Raw genomic sequence first — 20,573 nt, forward strand, 5'->3', positions numbered from 1 at the left:
TCCTCAGGCGTTTTTGGCAGCGGTTGATTTCAGATGCTCGACATAGCTTCTCCAGCCGCCGAACGAGGTCACATCAGTGGCGCTGGCAATCGCCCACGGCTCGCAGATAAAGCCTTTCACGCTGCGACCATCGGCCAGTTGCAGGGTGCCAATGCCCAGCGGAGCAGGGATTTCAGCCACAAATTCGCCAAAGCGCGCCAGTGGAATGTCCCACAGTTCAACAATAATGCTGCTACCGCCTTCGGCCTTCACCAGGCCCGGTTTCGGCGGCTGGGTGTTGGCGAGGGCATAGAGTTTGTAATCGTTGGCAGTGCGGGTTTGCTCGACGCGAACGGCGTTGCGAGTCGTCAACTGGAAATTCAGCGGCATGCCGGTAAGATGTGCGCCAACTACGGCAACGCGGACGTGATCGCCGCTTGCTGCGACAGGGCCGGTCATCGCGTTGTCGGCATTGAGGGTTTTGCCGGTCGCGCCTAAAGGCAGAGAGAGGCTGCGCTGCCACTGGCGGCCAAAAGCGGCGAGGGCTCCATCGTGCCAGGCTGGGGCAATAAGGGTGATGCCAGATGGCAAACCGTCATCGCGAAGGGTAGCGGGCAGTGCCAGCGCACTCAGGTCAGCCAGATTAGTGAAATTGGTATAGGTGCCAAACTGCGAGTTAAACAGCACCGGTTCCTGTGCCATCTCTTTGAGGGTGCGGATGGTCGGCGAGGTCGGCACCACCAGCGCATCGAAACCTTCCAGCGCAAGATTGATTTGGCGGGACAGCTCGGCGCGCAGATATTCTGCTTTCCACGCATCGACAGCGGAATATTTCAGCCCATTAGCGACGATGCCGCGCACTACCGGGTCCATCACCTCTGGCGTTTCTTCAAAAATTTTGCCTACCGCCACGGTGCGCTCTGCGACCCATGCACCGTAATACAGCTGCTCGGCCAACTCTTTAAATGCCGTAAAGTCGATTTTCACCAGACTGACACCGTTGCTGACCAGCTTATCCAGCGCCTGTTGGAAGGCTTTTTCAGATTCACGATCGCCAAAAAATTCCAGCGTATCCGGTATGGCGAAGCGCGGCTGGGAAGACATTGCCGCCGGAGCCGTGTGCGGATTGGCCCGAGAATAGGCGTCTTGTGGATCGTAACCACCGGCCGCTGTGGCGACCTGATAGGCATCGGCAACGGTGAGGGCGAAAATGGAGACGGCGTCATTCAGGCGGCAGGCAGGAACTACGCCGCGATTCGACAGCCAGCCTTTGGTTGGTTTGAGGCCGACGATATTATTGAAACCGGCTGGCACGCGACCAGAACCGGCGGTGTCGGTGCCAAGTGAGAAGGCGACCAGACCGCGTGCCAGTACCGAGGCAGAGCCTGAGCTGGATCCACCGCTAACGTATTCAGGATTAAAGGTATTTTTTACCGCGCCGTGAGGGGAGCGGGTGCCGACGAGACCAGTAGCGAACTGATCGAGATTGGTTTTGCCAATCACTACCGCGCCTTTGGCCTTGAGGTTGGCAACTACAGCAGCATCTCGCTCGGCAATATATTCGAAAGCCGGGCAGGCGGCGGTGGTCGGCCAGCCCGCGACGTCGATATTATCTTTTACTGCAAACGGTACGCCAAACAGCGGCAGCGCGGCGAGAGATCCGCCCGACTGATCGCGCAAGGTTTCAAGTTGGGCAATTTGCTCTTCAAGCTGGGCGGGATTGGCGCGATAAAGCCAGGCATTATCATCGGCGCTTAAGCTGCCAAGGACGATACCCAATGAACTGCGCAGGCTGTCCGGCGCGCTTTGATAATGGTGTTGCCAATCACGTAACTGAAAACCGGTGTAAGGAGTCGATACTGAGGCCATGAGTTGAATTCCATCTAGTACACAAGATTGAATTCATCTAAGCAAGCGGCGTGCCATTTTTTAACTTTATGATTTTAATGAATATTAAAAAAATAGGCGATAAATTGCACGATAACATGCATCCCCACTGCGGGGCATTTGTACAATTTCAGGGCAACTAATCGGCGATTTATAAGGGTTTTTGTCATTCAAATGATTTGTAATCAGTGAAGGAGGATTACCCGCTGGTCTTATTATGAATAGCATGGCTCACGACAAGTGGTTCCGTGAACAGGTTCAAAGGCCATTGATGACCTACATTATTTCGCTGCTAAATATGCCTGCTCGGTGCCCTGAAACCAGCTGCTTGGGACGTTGTGTGGCGGCTGGTGGAGGCGTTGCAGGCTGTCATTAATGATGTGTTCTGCCTGTCGCCACAGCGTGGGATCGCCTTCTTTCAATACCGCCAGCAACAAACGCTTTTCAATCAGGTAAGTTTTAGCGAAATCCGGATCGTGAGTGACCAGCGAACGGAGATTATCGATCAGGTCGGCGAGTTTGATGGTTTTTGCATCGGCAGAAGCTTTGGCGCTGTGGTAGCGGTCGAGATTTTTCTTTTCAATGCGATTGCCCGCGCAGTTGACGCTGACATTGGTCAACATGCCCACCAATTCAGCGACTTGCGGACCAAAATGGTTGCTGATGTCATCCAGAGTCGTTGAGGTATCCTCCACGGTATCGTGCAACCAGGCTGCGGCGAGCATTTCTTCAGAATGCGGCACGCTGCTGACAATATCGGCCACCGCCTGCGGATGCACAATATACGGGTCATTAGTGTATTTTCGCCGCTGATCGATGCTAGCGTGCGCTTTACTGGCATAACGTCTTGCTTTATCGACTAAGCTGCTCATCGCTTTTCCTCTATCAATACGCCTTGAATTGTTATAGCACGTCGTGTACCAAAAGCACCAATTGTAAATATGCTTGCTATAATATCGCGCGCTATCTATATTGTATTCATGAACACAAAAACTTATTCCGACAACACATCGCCATCCATGCTCCATCTCGATCAGCAGATGTGCTTTGCGCTGTACTCCGCCAATCTGGCGTTGAATAAAGTCTATCGCAAGCTGCTAGGCGAGCTTGATCTGACTTATCCCCAGTATCTGGTGATGCTGGTGTTGTGGCAGCAGGACGAACTGATGGTCTCGGATATCGGTGAAAAGTTATTTCTGGACTCGGCAACGCTGACGCCTTTATTAAAGCGTCTTGAAACTGCCGGTCTTTTGACTCGCCGCCGTGCGCAGGTCGATGAGCGTCAGGTGATTATCACCCTGACCGATGCGGGACGCGCATTGCAGCAGAAAGCGTTGAGTATTCCTGAGGCGGTTGCCTGTGCCTCTGAATGCAGCGTTGAAGAAATGACGGCGATCAAGCAACAATTGCAGACCCTGAGGGGCCATCTGCACAAGAAAGCCTAAAAGATTTTGAGTGAGTGAACGTGCAAGAATTTGCGCCTCTGCTACACTCATAAATATAGCGCGCGATTTAATAGCGCATTTTATACAAAAATGTTTTTATATTCCAAATCAAGCATCGATTGGTTAGCCAATCACAAATAATCGAACTCATCGTTTAAAGGAAATTATTATGTCTATCGAAAAAGTTGTTTATACCGCACATGCTACAGCTACCGGTGGTCGTGATGGCCGTGCAACCTCATCAGACGGCGTTCTGGATGTAAAACTGGGTCTGCCGAAAGAAATGGGCGGCGCAGGTGGCGAAGTTTCCAACCCTGAGCAATTGTTTGCTGCGGGCTACTCGGCCTGCTTCCTCGGCGCGTTGAAACACGTTGCCTCACTGGAAAAAGTACGTATTCCTGCTGATGCAAAAATTGAAGGCGCAGTCGGTATTGGTGAGATCCCAGGTGGTTTCGGTATCGAAGTCGCACTGGATATTACCCTGCCAGGTATCGAACGCAGCGTAGCGGAAGCTTTAGTTGAGAAAGCGCATAAGGTTTGCCCTTATTCAAACGCTACTCGCGGCAATATTGACGTGACTTTGACCGTTAAATAAATCCGTTAAAAAGTCACAGTTATTATCGGGAGGCAAATGCCTCCCTTTTTATTATTTTGAGTACTTCAACAAGTAAAATTGTTCTCTTTAGCGGTAAAAATCACCGTTTTAGCATCAGTTAGCGTGTTTTATAAGCAGTTGACGAGATGGGGCTAAAAAGGGATTGACGGCCACAACCAGCGGCAGTAAGATGCGGCCCAATTCGGCGAGTAGCGCAGCTTGGTAGCGCAACTGGTTTGGGACCAGTGGGTCGGAGGTTCGAATCCTCTCTCGCCGACCACATTTAGAAAAACCCGCAAGCTTATGGCTCGCGGGTTTTTTGCTTTTTGGCGTTTTAATTTATTCTGTCTTTCAGAACCGTTTTTTAAATGCACAGAATTTCTGCTTGAAAATCCATTAAAACTATCCTGCAGAGGATATCTCCCGAAAAATCCCTTATAACATTCTCTGATATGCAGAAATGCTGGCGAATTTTCTGTGTCTATTAACAAGGGAGATCAAGATGTTATTCAAAGTTGAAATGATCGTGAAATTGCCTCATGACATGCCGATTGAAGTGGCGGATGAGATTAAGTCGCGAGAAAGAAAGTATGCTCAGGATTTACAGTCTTCAGGGAAGTGGCGTCATATCTGGCGTATCGCAGGCAGTTACGCCAATGTCAGCATCTTTGATGTTGAAAATAACGCCGAATTGCACGACATTTTGTCTGGATTGCCGCTATTTCCCTTTATGGAAATTAAGGTCGATGCGTTGTGCAAACATCCCGCCTCAATCCGTGAGGGTGACTTTTAAACCCGGTATTTTTAATAACAGTAACTCTGCTTAGCCTTCCCGTAGCTAAAAATTTATTAGCTTTAGTCTGAGAGGGAGCTAAAAGGCGGAAGATAAATGTTTATCCCCGCCTTATCGACAGCTATCGATTATTTGGCAAACAGCTGGCTCATATCCTTAAATGCCTTGAATTCTAGCGCGTTACCGCAGGGATCAAGCAGGAACATGGTGGCCTGCTCGCCGACCTGGCCTTTGAAACGCACGTAAGGTTCGATCACGAATTTAATGTTGAACGACTTCAGCCTTTCCGCCAGTGCTTCCCATTCTTGCCAGCCCAACACGATACCAAAATGCGGAACCGGCACGTCATGACCGTCCACCGGGTTGGTATGCGCAGATTCTTGCGTCACAGTCTTTGGATGCTCGTGAATCACCAACTGATGACCATAAAAATCAAAATCTACCCAATGCTCACTTGAACGGCCTTCAGCGAGTCCAAAGGTTTCGCCGTAAAAAGCGCGGCAGGTTGCTAAATCGTAAACTGGAATTGCAAGATGGAACGGACTTAATGCCATGTTATTACTCCTGATCCTCGTGGTAACTCAAGTCTGTGCAGCTTTTTCCCGGCAAATCTGAGACGGTTAGATTCATCGGAGATTTACTGGCTTGCCGAACTTAAAGCAGCGCGATGAGACTTCAATGACGGAGGAAATGTAAGGTTAGGTTGTGTTCATCCATTCTTATCGATAAAATTTTTAATTAAAAACAAATATTATTGTTGTGATTCATTAATAAAACAGATGAGTGGGGCGGCGATGTTACGTGAGCTAAAAACGTTTATTGCAGTAGCGCAGGATGGCACCTTCGCCGCCGCCGGCCAGCGCATCGGCCTGACGCAATCGGCGGTCAGTGCCCAAATCCGAGGGCTGGAAGATTATCTCGGTATGGCGTTGTTTGATCGCACCGGGCGAACCGCCGTGCTAAATGCTGCCGGAAGCCGCGTGCTGCCTATGGCGGAGCAAATTATCGAGATCTTTGCCAGCATGTCAAAGCCGGAAAGCCTCAGTGATTTTCGTGGGGTGATAAAGATTGGCGCAATTTCAACTTTTCAGACCGGGCTGCTGCCGAAAGTGTTGGTTAAACTGCATCAGAATGCTCCGGCACTTGAAACCAAGCTCGTTCCGGGCGTGTCTTTCAATCTGTTGACGCAGGTCGATGCTGGAAATATCGATTTGGCGATTGTTATCAAACCTGGATTTCCTCTGGCCAAGGATTTGCATAGCGAAACCTTGTCACGCGAGCCGTTTGTGTTGATTGCACCTTCGAAAACTGCGGGGGATGATTGTTTTACGCTAATTCGGGAACAGCCGTTTATCCGTTACGATCGCACGTCGTTTGGTGGCCGTATGGTGAGTCAGTTTTTGCGTACCCATCGGCTGGAACCTAAGGTCGCGCTGGAAATCGATGAGATTGATGCAATTGTAAAAATGGTGGAAAGCGGATTGGGCGTCGCGCTGGTGCCACTCGCCGGGCTATGGCTCGAAAGAAAAGCAGATTTGCGGGTGATATCGCTGGGCGAATTTACTTTCAACCGGGAGTTGATTGTAGTGATGCGCCACGCGAACAGGCAATCGCCGCTGCATATGCTGATTGGGCGATGCCTGCACGAAGTGGCTGAGCAGCCCCACATCCACGGATTACGTGAAGGTTAATCCCTTTTCAGGATATGGATGAGGGGCGGTGGATCAGCCTTCTTCTGTTTCATCCACCAGTTTGTGCGCCTGTTTCAACGTCAAATCATGCTGCATTTGCAGTAAAAGCTTGCCGGTAGTGCGTTCACGACCGGTTGCGACTACGCCAACCAGATGATTTTTCAGGCCATACAGCACGACAAAATCCTGATCTTCAAGTGAACCGATAATCTCGACTTTGTCCCATCGCTGCGGGTTGCCCAAATGCTCGAAACGAGTGCCGAAGTGCTGAGTCCAGAAAAAGGGAACGCGATCAAAGGCTTCGTGTTCGCCAATCATGTTTTTAGCCGCTGTACGCCCTTGCTGTTGAGCCACGCGCCAGTGCTCAATGCGCGTAGACTTGCCGTCCAGCGGGAAACTGGCAATGTCGCCAACCGCATAGATATCTTCGGCAGCTCGTAGATATTCATCGACCTGCAAACTGCCGTCATCGTTAAGCGGTAAATCGTGAACAAATGAGGTCACGGGTTCGACACCCGTTGCCAACAGTACGACGTCGGTTTTTACGCTGGAACCGTCTTTCAATTCTACCGCTTCTACCCGACGATCGCCGCTAAAGCCTACTACCTCGCCATCGATAAATTCAACGCCGTTATGTTCATGCAACGCACGGAAATATTGCGCAATTTTCTCGCCAAACTGTGCTTCAAACGGCAGTGGATGAGGAGCAATCACCTTGATGGCGATATCACGTTTGCGCAGCGCCGCGGCCATTTCCATGCCGATAAAGCTGTTACCGATAATCACCAGCTGCTTTAACTCATCGACGGCACAAAGCAGCGTTTTCTCCTGCTGCAAATTACGTAAAACGTGGATCCCGCTCAGTGCACCCCCGGGCAGTTCAGGGCGTTTAGGCGATCCACCGGTCGCAATCAGCAATTTTTTGAAAGACACGTGCTGCTGGTTGGCCAGAAGCAGTTTTTTCTTTTTGCGATCAATGCTGGTGACCGTGCTGACGATACGTTGCACGTTTTTTTTGCCAAAGGCGTCATCGTCGAGCAAGGAGGGAACGTCAGAGACATCCATGCTGCCGTCGGGCACAAATTTAGTCAGTGCGGTACGATCGTATGCGGCATTTTTTTCCTGATCGATAACCACGATTCTGCCGTGATAACCACTTTCTTCAAGGGTGCTCAGCGCGGCACTACCCGCTGCACCCGAACCCAGAATGACTATCTGATCGCTGTCATCACCGGCTTGCAGGTGAGTATGCTGACTCACTCCATCAGGGTCGACCATCACCACTCCGCCGCTGATTTTCACCGCGTACTGTTTTAAACCTTCGAGCGCAGGTGGCTGCTCCAGGCTGCCATCGTTAAGATCAAACACGGCTTTGTGCCAAGGGCAAACCAGTTTACCTTCACACACAGCGCCCTCGGCCAGTGGCGCACCTGCATGCGGGCAATTTGCCTGATACGCATGCACGCTGTCGTCCTGACGGACCAGCACGATTTTGGTGTCGTCGATTTCTACCTGTTTAAGCTGATTGTTCTCCAGCTCCGAGAGCTTGATTGCTTTTTTAAATGCCACGACATGCTCCTTATCTTTTCTGTGTGGTTGTTTATTCAACAAAGACCCTACAAAAAGCAGGACAGTATTAAGCCTAGCAGTCATGCCGAGGTATGCCACGCTAGTGGCAGGGATTAGGAGGAATCGGAAGCGGTGGAGAAAATTCGTTTCTTAAACAGCTTATTGCTGCAGCCGTTGTTGCAATAGATCGACAAAACTGGAGACTGCCTTAGGCAGGGTTCGGCCTGCAAGGGTGTGCAGTTCCATGTTTAAAGAATTCATATCACGATCAGAAATGGGGATTGCCACCAGTTTGTAGGTTTCAAGATAGTGTCGAACCAATAATTCAGTGGAAAAAATGATCCCGCCATTCAAACTGGCAAAAGATAGCAGCGAGATCATCGACGTTGTGGTGAAAGTTGGCTCAATGAGTAAACCCTGGCGACTGCAGCAGGCATCAATCACGCTGCGCATCATGATTTCACGCGTCGGCATGCCCAGTGAGTAACCTGCAAGCTGTGAGAGGCGCAAACTCTGCTTTCCAGCCAACGGATGTGCCTGATTCATGACTGCATAAATCGGCGCGCTTCGGCGACACTGCACGTTGATATTTGGCTCGGGCGTTTGACTAAAAGTCAGGCCGATATCGGTTTCCCCTTCGAGAAGCCGCCGGGTAACTTCTTTAGCATTGACCACATCAAGATGAAAATGAATGCCGGTGTAACGCTCACGGAATTCGCTAATCGCCTGCGGCAGAAAATCGATCGAAAATCCGGTGGTGCTGGCCATTCGCACCTCGCCGCGCCTCATACCCTGTAATTCTATGATTTCATTGCTGACGCGCTCGGTTTCGAGCTGATTTTTGAATGCATAGGCGGCCAACAGCTCGCCTGCGGCGCTGGGGATCATGCCGCGCTTGCGTCGTTCAAACAGCTGAGTATTCAGGCTGGCTTCGAGTCCGCTGATTTGGCGGCTGATGGCAGAACCGGCAACGTTTAGTTTAATGGCTGCCTCACTAATCGACCCGCAGCGCACAACTTCCAGAAAATAGCGGATGGCCGTGTCCTGAAGAATACGTGAGCTCATGAATGTGGGGCCTCAAAGTTTGCCGTTTCGGCAATGAAGTGTTCAAAAAGTTGAACTGGAAGTATGGCTGAGGGCTGGATAGGATGCAATCAGGCCTAAAAAGGTCAATTAATAATAAAATCATGCAGCATTGCTTGGGTCGACTGTTAAATCAAAACGGGTTCTTATTTCATCCGCACGGAGAAAATGAACATGGTAGATGCAGTTATTGATAAGACAGCAAAAGACAATAAGTATTGGGTACTTGGCCTGCTTTACACCGCCTGGTGCATCGCATTTATCGACCGCGTAGTACTGAGTTTCAGCTCCCCGGCAATCGCCAAAGAGTTGAGTCTTTCACCTACCGAAATTGGCCTGGTATTAAGTATATTTTATTTTGGTTTCTGGCTGATGCAACTGCCGGGCGGTTGGTTGGCTGACCGTTTTGGATCGAAAGTGATCGTGATGATCGGCATCGGCTGTTGGTCGCTATTTACCTTGTTCACCGGCACGGCCTGGTCGCTGACTTCGCTACTGGCGATCCGTTTGCTATTTGGTATAGGCGAGGGGATTTTCCCGTCGGCGTCTATAAAAGGCGTGACCGAGAATTTCAGTCTGGAAGACAAGCCTAAAATGTCTTCTTTCCTGATGTCTTCCAATTATATAGGCAGCATGCTTGCCCCACTGTTAATTGCGCCGTTATTAATTCATTTCGGCTGGCGTCACGTATTTATGATGATTGGCGGCCTCGGCATTCTATTTGTGCTGGTTTACGGCTGTACAGTCCGTCGCAAAGAAAGCACTACTCAGGCTCATCAACGCATGAACGGTGCCGACCTCAAAGAGCTACTCAGAAAACCTTTAATGTGGAAACTGGCCGCCGTATGGTTTGGGCTTAGCCTGATTAATAAAGGGCTTGATTCATGGATGCCGATTTACCTGATGACCGAGCGCGGGATGAATCTTAAGGCTGTGGGAATTTTATTACCGATACCGTATTTGACCGCGGGCATTGCCACGATGATCGGCGGTTGGGTAATGATTAAATTCTTCGACGGTAAAGAAAAATACATGCTGATGGTGAGCGCCGCGCTGACTGCCTTTTTCCTCTATTTTATGTACAGCGCGCAGTCAATTTCGGCGGTGATCGCCGCTCAGGCCTGTGTCTATTTCTTTAAATCCTTTGTCTTTGCGGTGGCTATTGCCTTGCCCACTAAAATTCTGGCAGAAAAAATGGTCGGAACAGGGATCGGAATTATTAACTTTGGTGGTCAGGCTGCGGGTTTTGTTGCTCCTCTGGCGATCGGTATTTTAGTACAGCATTTTAGTTATTCCGCGGCGTTTCTATTCCTGATGGCTGCCGCCGCTTGCTCGGTAATTATCAGCGTGACCCTGCGCACACCGACCAGTAAACAGATTAAAGCAGGGCAGTTTTAATCCCGCTTAAGATGATTTTCGATAAGGAGATGTCATGACCGAACTTTGCGATCTGTCGGCTACCGAAGCCCGCAGTATGATTGGGCAAAAAAAGATTTCACCCGTCGAGCTGACTGAGAGTTGCATCCGCCGTATTGAGCAGGTGAATCCGGCGATTAATGCGGTAGTCGCCCATGATTTCGACGCCGCCCGCCGCGCCGCGCGCCAACAGGAACAGGCAGTATTGCGTGGCGATGAGTTGGGTGCATTGCACGGTTTGCCGTTGGGCGTTAAAGACATGATCGACGCCGCTGGTTTACCGACCAGCTGCGGTAGCCTGTCGCGCAAGAATTTCATTCCGGAAAAAGATGAGCGGCTGGTCAGAGTGCTGCGCGAAGCCGGTGCCAACATTATTGGTAAAACCAACGTGCCTGAGTGGGGCGCGGGCGGTAACTCGCGTAACCCGGTCTACGGCACCACCGGCAATCCTTTTGATAACACTAAATCAGCAGCGGGATCGTCGGGTGGCTCGGCTGCGGGCCTGGCCAGCGGCATGTTCCCGATTGCCACCGGTTCTGATACCGGCGGCTCTTTGCGTAATCCCGCAGCGTTTAACGGCGTTGTTGGTTTTCGACCGACTGCAGGACTTATTCCGGCCGAAAAACGTGGTACTGCCTGGTTACAAATTTCCACCCTCGGACCGATGGCGCGCACTGTGGAAGACGTGGCAACACTGTTTACCGTGATGATGGGGGAAGACAAAAGCGATCCGCTTTCGCATACCGTTCACGGCCGACAGATGCGCAATGCCGCAGAATTTACCCCGATTGCACCGCTGGATTTATCCCGCCAGAGAGTGGCGCTGACCACTGATTTCGGTTTTGCGCCAACCGAAAAAGGCGTGGCAGAGACTTTTATTGATAAAACTAATCTTTTCAGTCATGTTTTCAAAAGCGCTGAATACGCCACCCCTGATTGCAGCGGCACTGACGAGGCGTTTGAAAAGATCCGCTCGCTGATGTTTTTGACCGGCACGCGCGAGCTTTATCAGCGTGATCCAAGCCAGGTCGGGGAAAATGTCAGACTCAACGTTGAAGAGGGGCTGCGCTATACCGCGCAGGACATCGCCCGTGGCCTGGATCTGCAAACCCAGATTTATCGCCGCTGGCAGACCTTTTTTGATGATTATGATTTTATGCTCGCACCATCGGTGACTATCAGCCCGCGCGCCTGGACTGAGCTTTATCCTAAAGAAATCAACGGGCAGGCGACACGAACCTATTACCATTGGTTGGCGCTGGCCTATGCTTCGACCATTGGCGGCCTGCCTTCGATTTCCCTGCCGGTGGGCGTTGACGGTTACGGAATGCCTTTTGGTTTGCAAATCATCGGCCCACGGGGTGGCGATGTCGAACTGTTGCGCATGGCTTATGCGCTGCAAGAGCAGTTGAAAGACGATGCTAAAACTCGTCGGCCAGTGCCGAATATTGAAGGTCTTAAAACAACACGTCCGATCGCCGAGATGCCTGACTTTTATCTGCCGGTCGGCAATTAATTTACTTTAAGGAGCAACTTCATGAGTATTCCTACCAATCTGCCTTTCTCGCCAATCCGCATCGTTGACGGCCTGGCCTATCTTTCCGGTGAAGTGGCGTTTGAAGCCGACGGCACTTTTGCTTCGAACGTCACTCAACAGACCGATACCATGATGGGTCGCGTCAAAGCTCGTTTGGAAGAAAATGGCCTTAGCCTGCAAGACGTATTTTCCTGCACCGTTTATTTGACCGACAAAGCCTATTTTGCCGAGTTTAATAAAGCCTATGCCCGCTGGTTTACTGCACCGTTGCCGGTCAGAACTACCGTGGAATCAGGGATGATGGCCGAAGGCGCGAAAATGGAAATTACGGTGATAGCAAAAATTCCAGCCTAATCGTCATTGTTTTTGGCGGTGAGAGGCGGCGTTTTACAGTGTCTCATCAAGCAAGTTTATGGAATTTGATGGCATGGTTTTATGGGGTCTGAAGGCATGAAATACGATGTATTGGTGTTAGGCGCCGGAATGGTGGGCGTCAGTTGCGCCCTGCATTTACAGGCAAAAGGAAAATCGGTTGCGCTGTTTGACCGACAGGAAGCCGGGCAGGAAACCTCATTTGGCAATGCCGGAATTATTCAGCGAGAAGCTGTGCGGCCTTACGGTTTTCCTCGGGCGTTGTCGGTGATTGGCACTGCCGCCACCAATCGTCGTCTCGACGTGCGTTATCACGCCTCGGCGCTGCCACGCGTCGCTGGCCCTTTGTTACGCTATTTTAACCATTCGGCTCCGGCAGCTTATGAGAAAATTGCGGCAGACTATGCCTCAATGATCGCCATGTCGATTGATACCCACGCCGATTTAATCAAGGCCGCACAGGCCGAGTCTCTGGTTGAAAAGCAGGGTTGGTTGATGCTGATGCGCAGCCAGAAAAACCTTGAGGCTGCCTTTGCCGAGGCTGACACTCTGCAACGGGAGCATGGGGTAAATCATCGCAAATTGAATCAACAACAGCTGGCCGAACTGGAACCTGGCATTGCCAAAGGGCAGCTGGTGGGAGCAGTTCACTGGACTGATCCGTGGACGCTGCGCAGTCCTGGCGATCTGGTGAAAGCCTATGCCGAGTTGTTTAATCGGCGCGGAGGCGAGATGCTGTTCGGCGATGCGTTAACCCTTGAGAAAACCGCTGCTGGCTGGCAGGTTCGCACGCGTGATGGCGAAACAGTGACGGCTGCCGAGGTAGTGATTGCGCTGGGGCCGTGGACCACCAAATTGACCGAACGTTTTGGCTTCGCACCGCCGATGTTCGTTAAACGCGGTTACCATATGCATTACGCTGCCTTGCCCGATCGCAAGCTAAACCATTGGGTACTGGATGAAGAGCGCGGCTATCTGATTGCGCCGATGAAAAACGGTTTACGTTTAACGACCGGTGCTGAGCTGGCGCTGATTGACAGCCCGTCAACGCCGAAACAGTTAATCGACTGCGAGGCCATTGCTCGTGACCTGCTGCCGATTGGCGATCGCGTGGACCCGGAGCCGTGGAAAGGCGCACGACCTTGTATGCCTGACATGAAGCCAGTGATCGGTGCTGTGCCAGATGTGCCAGGAATGTGGTGCGCCTTTGGTCACGGCCATCAGGGATTCACTCTCGGGCCCGCTACCGGCGAGCTTTTAGCCGCGCTAATGACCGGCGAAAAACCGCAGATCGATATGCAGCCGTTTAGCGCCGGGAGAAGATTTTAGATTTTCTCAACAAGATTGAGACGAAGACTCGTCAAAGTAGCCATTAGCATCAATGGATCGAGCGGAGAAGATTCGAAACCGAGGCTTTGGTAAAACTCTTTGGCATGACTATCAATTGCATGGATAACGAAGGCTCGTATGCCAATAGTTTCGGCAGCGGCTACGACTCTTATGACGGCATCGCGAACCAATGCCCGACCTATTCCTCGTCTTTTGTGGCTGTTTGCCACAGCCAGACGTGCAAGGAAGACCACAGGGATCGGATTGGGCATGTTGCGTTTTATATTTCCAGAACAGGAAAGGCTAGTCACCCCACCCGAGGCCAACGAATAAAAAGCCACGACTTTGCCGTTGTCACAAACGACATACGTTCTTGAAGCCCCACTAATTTGATTACTCTTTGCCCTTTTGTTTAACCATTCATTCAGGCTTGTTTCACCACAGTCAAAATCACTAAACCTATGCTGTTCCTTCAGCGGTAAGGGAGCATCCAATGTCATATTTATTCATCCCAAGGTGCTGGAGTGGCTAGTGTTTTCTGCAATGCTGGATTGATTTGTGCAGGAGCATCGAGCTGCACTATAAACTCTGCGTAGGCCTCTGGGTTAGCCATGATGACGGATTGATCCAACAATGCGAGCTGCGCCGCAGATTTTGCTGCATCAAGAATGAAATCAGTACGATTTTTACCTTTAATCTGCGCTGCCCGGTCGATGAGATCCCGGTCTTCTGCTTTGATGCGAAGGTTTAAAGCCTCTCGTTTATAAGGCTGTATATTTAATGACGGCATGGATTGAGCCTCCTGATATTTGGCTCAATCATAGCATCGTGTAATGTCATTGTCGTTACGATATTGCTCATTAAGAATACAGGTCTATCAAGAATCCCAAATCTTCTTGCTGGTCCAGCATCTCAAGCTGCATAAACAAGGCTCTGGCATTGGGCAGAGCGGCGCAGCAGTCCACAAATTTTTGCAGGCGATCGGCAGAGGTGAAAGGTTCCACAAGGCTGCCTTTCGCCAGTTTGCGTTCTGCTTCCAGCACGCGGCCATCTTTAAGGGTGACAGTAATGCGATGCGGCAGGCGCTCAGCCGGCGGGGTGTCTTTCTCCTGCTCGGCGCTATAGGCACGCATGGTGATGCGGGCCAATCTGGCAGGATCGGTCAACTGGGCAACCCGCTCCGCCGTAAAATCTCGGACCCCTAATGCGCCATTGCGCAGCACGGTATCGACACAGTATTGCATCGAAAAACGAGCCTGCATTTCGTCCTGAGGCAGCTCATAGGCCAGATTGCGTTGATTGGCGATGCCGACCAGCGTATCTACGCTGACTACCTCGGCATCGGCAAAATCGTGCTGTTCGCGCAGATCGGCCAACGCATCGATAATCATATGCGTGGAGCCGCAGCACGGATGGCGTTTTGGCATTACTCCCGTGGTTTCAATGACGTGTTTTTGTGTGGAAAGAATGGCTGCAATGTCCCAACCCGTGGCCGACGCGCCGCCAAACATTTCCATAAATCCCTGCGGGGCTTCCAAAATGTCGATGCGCCCGCGCATGCCCTGATCGGCAAAACGCGCCGCATCTATCGCGTTACGGGCTGCCCATCCTGCATGTAATGGTTTGATCGGTGTGCCGAATTGCCCCTTGGTGCCGGAGGCAAAACTTACCGCGTTACTCAGCGTTCGCGCGATGCCTGCCTCATCCAGGCCCATCAGCCAAGCCACGCCCGCCGCGGTGCCGATACAGCCCACGGTCGAGGTGCCGTGCCAGCCTGCGGTGTAATGCGAAGGCCCAACGCCCATGCCGACAAAAGCCTGAGCTTGCAAACCGATCAGATAGGCATCGATCAGCCGGCCGCCGCTGGCATTAGTTTCATCGGCAACGGCCAACAGGGCGGGAACCAGCACCGCCGAGGCGTGGCTCATGCCCGGCTGGAAATTGTCGTCATAATCGATGGCGTGGGCCGCGGTGGCGTTGAGCAGTGCGGCGATCGCGGCCGGAGCTTTGCCGCCGCCAATCACGCTGGCACCAGCATCAGGATTGAGATAGTCCTCGAACGCCCGGCGCACGGCCAGACTCGAAAAATCATTTTGTCCGGCATAGAGACAGGCCAGCGTATCGGTAATGGCAATCCGCGCCAACTCCCTCGCGCGAGGACTAAACTGGTCTTGACGACAACTCCAGTCGGCAATGGCTTCAATCACGTTCATTTTGATACCTGCTTAAATTGTTATGAAATTCAGGAAAGTAACAGGTCCATGAGTTTGCCGACCTGGAACCGATTGACGCTGCGCCCTGCGATGTCAGTGTTCACGCGGTGAACCACCACGGCGTCCAGCGCAGGCATCACCAGGCAGTAATGCCCGCCCGCGCCGTAGGCATAAAAGCTGCCTTCTGGCAGTTCACAGCCGGGGAAGGCGATGCCTTGACGAGCCAGCCACCACATGTAGCCATAGGCGCCGCGATCGCCCGCGTCGGAATAGGGCATCAGGCTTTGGCGAACCCAGGAGGCGGGCAGAATTTCTTTGCCGCCCCACATTCCCTGCTGCAAATAAAGCTGACCAAAGCGGGCTAAATCGCGTGTTGAAAGCCGGAACGGATAAGCGGGATGCTGCGATTTTTCGGCAGATTCCAGCCAGCCATCTCGGCGTTCGTTGCTGTAGCGGTAATCTTGCATTCCCAATGGCCGGGCGATTTGCTCGAGAAAAGCCTGATGAATATCCAAGCCGGTCATTTGCCGAAAGGCAGTGCCCAGCGCATTGAAATCCCAGTTGTTATAGCTCCACAGGCACCCCGGCGGCTGGCTGTGACGCGGCGGTTTGATGCGCGTCATCCACGGAGTTTCATAGTTGGCCGGATGAAATATTCCTGAACGAGCGACCAGTAAATCGTACAGCGTGGCGCTGAGTTCAACCTCGCTCAGCGGGTCGATATCATTGATTTTAAGTTCGGCCAGAGTCAGCGATAAATCAAAATTTCCCTGCGCCACCTGAATGCCAATCAGCGCGCTGAGAAAGCTTTTACGCATTGAATGACAAAGAAAACGCTGCTGCATATCGCCGTAAGTAAAACGCGTCTCGCCGCCCTGAATCACCAGCAGCGCATCGCATTGGCTGCTTTCACACAGCCGCAGCAACCCTTCCCATCCGTTTCGGGGCATTAAATTGTGAGTCATGGATGTGTCCTGAAGCTTAGTGGCTGCTCGCCGCCAAAAATTGTTGTGTATAAGGCTGGGTTGCCGCGCCGCGACGGATCTCGTCCGCGGTCATCTCTTCCAGCAGTTTTCCCTGATGCATTATCGCCACGCGGTCACACAAGTGCGTGACCACGGCTAAATCGTGAGTCACCATCAGATAGGTCAGATTGCGCTGGCGGCGCAAGGTTTTCAGCAGGTTAAGAATTTCGGCCTGGACTGAAACGTCCAGCGCAGAAGTTGGCTCATCCAGCAGCAGCACCTGGGGTTCGATAATCAGCGCGCGGGCGAGAGCAACGCGCTGGCGTTGACCACCAGAAAGCTGGTGCGGGTAGCGGTAGCGAAAAGCGTCGCTAAGACCGAGGGAGGTGAGGACATCGCTGATGCGCTCCTCGCGGCGGTCCATACCGTGGATGACCAGCGGCTCGAGCAGCGTGTGATAGACCATTTTTCGCGGATGCAGCGAGGCGTAGGGGTCCTGAAATACCATCTGGATTTGCCGATAATAGGCTTTATCGCGCACCGGATGCTGTTCACGATTTTGATAAAGTATCGCGCCATCGTACTGAGTATTCTGCCCGGTCAGGGTGCGTAAAATGGTCGATTTTCCGCAGCCCGATTCGCCAATCAGCCCGTAGCTTTCACCGCGCGCAATGTTCAAGGAAACTTTATCGACAATCAAACGTCGGCGATGGCCTTTTCCGAAAGCGATGCTTAAATCTACGGTTTCAATCATTCGGTCGGCTGCCAGCGGGACGGCCTTGGCCTCTTCACCTGACATGGGTTTAGCTTCTTCGGCCAAACTATTCATAGGGCTTCTCCATAGCGATACACCGGGCCGGTCAACCAGGCGGGATCACGAGCGGGGATCGACAGCATATCTACCGGATGATGCAAGTCAGGCTGGCTCGCCAGCAGGGCGCGGGTATAAGGATGTTTAGCGAGATGCAGCTGGTCGGCGGCGATTTCTTCGAGAATACGTCCGGCGTACATCACCAGCGCACGGTCACAAAAGCTTGAGACCAGGCTCAGGTCGTGGGTAATAAATAGCAGCCCGGTTTTACGGCGTTCAAGCAATGCGTCGAGCACGGAAAGTACCTGCTGGCGCACCGTGACATCGAGGGCTGAAGTGGGTTCGTCGGCAATGATCAAATCCGGTTCAGGGATTAGCATCATCGCAATCATGATGCGCTGCCCCATACCGCCGGAAATTTCGTGTGGATAAAGCTCGAAAACCCGCTGCGGATCGCGAATGTTTACCGCTTCCAGCATCTGCATCGCCTTGGCCCGTGCGTCCTTTTCACTGACGCTAAAGTGTATGCGATAGGCTTCGGTAATTTGATAACCCACCCGCATCAGCGGATTCAGCGAGAATTTCGGATCCTGCATGATCATCGAAATCCTTTTTCCTCGGATCTTGCGCATTTCACGTTCCGAGGATTTTAAAAGATCGATATCACCGAAACGCATTTTCGTTGCACTAACGGTAGCGCCGCGCGGAGTGAGTTTTAACAGCGAACGTCCGGTCAACGACTTGCCGGAACCGGACTCGCCGACAATCGCGACCTTTTCACGCCCGACGGAAAAAGAAATATCGCGCACGGCGTGATGATCCTGACGATGGCCTTTGAACACCACGTTCAGATTCTCGACTTCCAGCAATTTTTCAGTCATGTCGCAGGTCCAATACGTCGCGCAGGCCGTCACCAAACAGGTTAAACGCCAGGCTGGTGAAAAGAATCGACAGGCCGGGGATCGCGGCAATCGTCCAGTTAGTCATCATGAATTGGCGACCTGATGACAGCATCGCGCCCCATTCCGGGCTGGGTGCCTGCGCGCCAAGGCCGAGAAAGCCGAGGCCCGATGCAGTAAGGATAATTCCCGCCATATTCAGCGTCAGGCGCACCACGACTGACGGCAGGCACATCGGGATAATGTGTCGCAGAATAATGCGCATTTGCGAGGCGCCCTGCAAACGCACCGCCGCGACATAGTCCATTTTACGAATCGACAAGGCTTCTGCCCTTGCCAGACGGGCGATGGGAGGCCATGCGGAGAGCGAAATTGCGATAATGGCGTTTTCGATACCCGGACCCAGCGCCGCCACGAACCCCAACGCCAAAATCAGGCTGGGGAAGGCGAGGAAAATATCTACGATGCGCATCAGCACGGTATCGGTCCAGCCGCCAACGGTGCCAGCGATAGTGCCGACCAGCAGGCCAATCGGCCCGACAATCAGCGCGCTCAGGCAGGTGATGTAGAGCGTGATACGCGCGCCATAAATCAGTCGACTGAAGATATCGCGGCCCAGCTCGTCGGTGCCAAGCCAATATTCGTGGCTTGGTGGAGCCAGGCGAATTTGCAGATTTTGGGCATAAATATTATGGGTGGTCAGCCAAGGGGCAAAGATTGCCGCGAAGGCGATGATCACGATGACGATTAGACCAAACATCGCCGAAGTGTTGCGTCGAAAGCGTCGCCATTGGCCAAGGCTTTGCTGAACCCTTGCCTGCCAGGGCGTGGAAGGAATGGGCGCGTCTAGCCAGCTGCGTAGTGAGCGACGGGCAGAGCGGTCAACCTGGGTTTTCGCAGAATCTGTCATGATTGCTCCTGGCGGGTGCGCGGATCGAAAATTCGATACAGCAGGTCGCAGATAAGGTTTAGCACGACGAAAATCACGCCGATCAGCAGCGAACAGCCGACTACGGCGTTCATGTCCCCAGCCAGCATGGCGTTGGTCAGGTAACGGCCAAAGCCCGGCCAGGCGAAGACAGTTTCAGTTAATACTGCACCTTCGAGTAAAAATGCATACGAAAGCGCCACCACTGTCACCACCTGCACCGCCACATTGCGGAAAGCGTGTACCCACACGCTACGTGCCCAAGACAATCCTTTGACTCGTGCGGTGATCACGTATTCCTGCGACAGCTGTTCAATCATGAAACTGCGGGTCATGCGGCTGATGTAAGACAAACCGCTGAGGCCAAGAATCGACGCGGGTAAAATCAGGTGGCTGAAAACGTTGCGAAATGCTTCCCAGTTTCCGGCGATAGCGGTATCAATCAGATAAAATCCGGTAACCTGATGAACGTCGAACTCATACATAAAATCAATGCGTCCTGGCCCGCCGATCCAGCCCAGCGTGGCGTAAAACAGCACCAGCCCCATCAACCCCAGCCAGAAATTGGGTGCCGAATGGCCGAGTAAACCGATGAACCGAATGCAGTGATCGAACCAGGTATTGCGATACATCGCCGATAATACGCCCGCCGGAATGCCCAGACAGGTACCGATAATTGCCGCCAGACTGGCCAGCTCGATAGTGGCAGGAAACACGCGGGCGATGTCCTCGCTTACCGGATGCCCAGTGGTCAGCGAGGTGCCAAAATTCAGCATGCAGACATTTTTCAGATACATCAAAAATTGTTCCCACAGCGGCTTATCAAGCCCCAACAGGTGATACATTTTTTGATAGGCTTCCTGGCTGGCGTTATCTCCCAACACGGAAACTACCGGGTCAATAGGTAGCAACCGACCAATAAAGAAGGTCAGTGCCGCCAGCCCCAGCAGGGTAACGGCTACCGACACCAGCAGTTTGAGCAACGCGGTGGCCTGTTCAAGCACCCTGACGCGCAGCGGATCTGCGGGGTGCGCGCCCGCAGTGGAATCAATCAGCGACAT

Annotated in this window: 21 protein-coding genes and 1 tRNA gene; 9 read left to right on the forward strand and 13 right to left on the reverse strand. The window is 52.3% G+C overall.

The annotated features are described in order from the left end of the window. Window positions 1-3: 3 nt before the first annotated feature. Both atzF and AB3G37_RS00560 read right to left on the reverse strand, forming a co-directional pair. Window positions 4-1,848, reverse strand: coding sequence for an allophanate hydrolase (gene atzF / locus AB3G37_RS00555; RefSeq protein ID WP_369789387.1), 1,845 nt, complete (start codon window positions 1,846-1,848; stop codon window positions 4-6). Between the two features lie 299 nt (window positions 1,849-2,147). Continuing rightward, the gene (locus AB3G37_RS00560) at window positions 2,148-2,738 is read right to left on the reverse strand and encodes an HD domain-containing protein (protein ID WP_369789388.1); all 591 of its coding nucleotides are present in this window, start codon (window positions 2,736-2,738) and stop codon (window positions 2,148-2,150) included. Between the two features lie 108 nt (window positions 2,739-2,846). On the opposite strand from AB3G37_RS00560, the gene AB3G37_RS00565 reads away from it, so the two are divergent. The 4 genes from AB3G37_RS00565 to catC all read left to right on the forward strand — a co-directional run bounded on the left by AB3G37_RS00565 (window position 2,847) and on the right by catC (window position 4,699). Continuing rightward, the gene (locus AB3G37_RS00565) at window positions 2,847-3,311 is read left to right on the forward strand and encodes a MarR family winged helix-turn-helix transcriptional regulator (protein ID WP_369789389.1); all 465 of its coding nucleotides are present in this window, start codon (window positions 2,847-2,849) and stop codon (window positions 3,309-3,311) included. Between the two features lie 169 nt (window positions 3,312-3,480). Then, complete coding sequence (locus AB3G37_RS00570) at window positions 3,481-3,906, forward strand: organic hydroperoxide resistance protein (RefSeq protein WP_369789390.1); 426 nt, start codon at window positions 3,481-3,483, stop codon at window positions 3,904-3,906. Between the two features lie 203 nt (window positions 3,907-4,109). Beyond that, window positions 4,110-4,186, forward strand: a tRNA-Pro gene (locus AB3G37_RS00575). A 222-nt stretch (window positions 4,187-4,408) separates the two neighbouring features. Further along, window positions 4,409-4,699, forward strand: a complete 291-nt coding sequence (gene catC, locus AB3G37_RS00580; protein WP_369789391.1) for a muconolactone Delta-isomerase — start codon at window positions 4,409-4,411, stop codon at window positions 4,697-4,699. Between the two features lie 128 nt (window positions 4,700-4,827). On the opposite strand, the gene AB3G37_RS00585 is transcribed toward catC, so the two are convergent. Continuing rightward, the gene (locus tag AB3G37_RS00585; RefSeq protein ID WP_009635575.1) at window positions 4,828-5,253 is read right to left on the reverse strand and encodes a VOC family protein; all 426 of its coding nucleotides are present in this window, start codon (window positions 5,251-5,253) and stop codon (window positions 4,828-4,830) included. A gap of 240 nt (window positions 5,254-5,493) precedes the next feature. Here AB3G37_RS00585 and AB3G37_RS00590 point away from each other — a divergent pair, with 240 nt between their 5' ends. Continuing rightward, complete coding sequence (locus AB3G37_RS00590; RefSeq protein ID WP_369789392.1) at window positions 5,494-6,390, forward strand: LysR family transcriptional regulator; 897 nt, start codon at window positions 5,494-5,496, stop codon at window positions 6,388-6,390. Window positions 6,391-6,423: 33 nt separating this feature from the next. On the opposite strand, the gene AB3G37_RS00595 is transcribed toward AB3G37_RS00590, so the two are convergent. Continuing rightward, entirely contained in the window at window positions 6,424-7,959 is a 1,536-nt protein-coding gene (locus tag AB3G37_RS00595; protein ID WP_369789393.1) for an FAD-dependent oxidoreductase, read from the reverse strand. 159 nt (window positions 7,960-8,118) lie between these two features. After that, complete coding sequence (locus tag AB3G37_RS00600; RefSeq protein ID WP_009635578.1) at window positions 8,119-9,024, reverse strand: LysR family transcriptional regulator; 906 nt, start codon at window positions 9,022-9,024, stop codon at window positions 8,119-8,121. Window positions 9,025-9,210: 186 nt separating this feature from the next. On the opposite strand from AB3G37_RS00600, the gene AB3G37_RS00605 reads away from it, so the two are divergent. The 4 genes from AB3G37_RS00605 (at window position 9,211) to AB3G37_RS00620 (ending at window position 13,696) form a co-directional block, all read left to right on the forward strand. Next, window positions 9,211-10,440, forward strand: coding sequence for an MFS transporter (locus AB3G37_RS00605; protein WP_369789394.1), 1,230 nt, complete (start codon window positions 9,211-9,213; stop codon window positions 10,438-10,440). A gap of 34 nt (window positions 10,441-10,474) precedes the next feature. Next, complete coding sequence (locus AB3G37_RS00610; protein WP_369789395.1) at window positions 10,475-11,974, forward strand: amidase; 1,500 nt, start codon at window positions 10,475-10,477, stop codon at window positions 11,972-11,974. Between the two features lie 21 nt (window positions 11,975-11,995). Continuing rightward, window positions 11,996-12,349: a RidA family protein gene (locus AB3G37_RS00615; protein ID WP_009635581.1), complete on the forward strand. Its 354-nt coding sequence runs from the start codon at window positions 11,996-11,998 to the stop codon at window positions 12,347-12,349. A 96-nt stretch (window positions 12,350-12,445) separates the two neighbouring features. Next, complete coding sequence (locus tag AB3G37_RS00620; protein ID WP_369789396.1) at window positions 12,446-13,696, forward strand: NAD(P)/FAD-dependent oxidoreductase; 1,251 nt, start codon at window positions 12,446-12,448, stop codon at window positions 13,694-13,696. On the opposite strand, the gene AB3G37_RS00625 is transcribed toward AB3G37_RS00620, so the two are convergent. From AB3G37_RS00625 to AB3G37_RS00660, 8 genes are all read right to left on the reverse strand, one after another. Next, window positions 13,693-14,196, reverse strand: coding sequence for a GNAT family N-acetyltransferase (locus tag AB3G37_RS00625; protein ID WP_369789397.1), 504 nt, complete (start codon window positions 14,194-14,196; stop codon window positions 13,693-13,695). The two genes, AB3G37_RS00620 and AB3G37_RS00625, sit on opposite strands and share 4 nt — an antisense overlap. A 2-nt stretch (window positions 14,197-14,198) precedes the next feature. Next, window positions 14,199-14,486, reverse strand: a complete 288-nt coding sequence (locus tag AB3G37_RS00630) for a DUF1778 domain-containing protein (protein ID WP_009635584.1) — start codon at window positions 14,484-14,486, stop codon at window positions 14,199-14,201. Window positions 14,487-14,556: 70 nt separating this feature from the next. Beyond that, entirely contained in the window at window positions 14,557-15,909 is a 1,353-nt protein-coding gene (locus AB3G37_RS00635) for an MmgE/PrpD family protein (RefSeq protein WP_369789398.1), read from the reverse strand. A 29-nt stretch (window positions 15,910-15,938) separates the two neighbouring features. Continuing rightward, complete coding sequence (locus AB3G37_RS00640; RefSeq protein ID WP_369789399.1) at window positions 15,939-16,874, reverse strand: serine hydrolase domain-containing protein; 936 nt, start codon at window positions 16,872-16,874, stop codon at window positions 15,939-15,941. Window positions 16,875-16,890: 16 nt separating this feature from the next. Then, complete coding sequence (locus tag AB3G37_RS00645) at window positions 16,891-17,628, reverse strand: ABC transporter ATP-binding protein (protein ID WP_037377659.1); 738 nt, start codon at window positions 17,626-17,628, stop codon at window positions 16,891-16,893. A gap of 71 nt (window positions 17,629-17,699) precedes the next feature. Continuing rightward, the gene (locus tag AB3G37_RS00650; RefSeq protein ID WP_369789400.1) at window positions 17,700-18,566 is read right to left on the reverse strand and encodes an ABC transporter ATP-binding protein; all 867 of its coding nucleotides are present in this window, start codon (window positions 18,564-18,566) and stop codon (window positions 17,700-17,702) included. Further along, complete coding sequence (locus tag AB3G37_RS00655) at window positions 18,559-19,344, reverse strand: ABC transporter permease (protein ID WP_237712980.1); 786 nt, start codon at window positions 19,342-19,344, stop codon at window positions 18,559-18,561. Before AB3G37_RS00655 ends, AB3G37_RS00650 begins: the two co-directional genes overlap by 8 nt. A gap of 146 nt (window positions 19,345-19,490) precedes the next feature. After that, window positions 19,491-20,573 carry an ABC transporter permease gene (locus tag AB3G37_RS00660; RefSeq protein WP_369789401.1) on the reverse strand — a complete coding sequence of 361 codons (1,083 nt, stop codon included), beginning with the start codon at window positions 20,571-20,573 and terminating at the stop codon, window positions 19,491-19,493.

The sequence above is a fragment of the Rouxiella sp. WC2420 genome (genome assembly GCF_041200025.1).
GTDB lineage: Bacteria > Pseudomonadota > Gammaproteobacteria > Enterobacterales > Enterobacteriaceae > Rouxiella.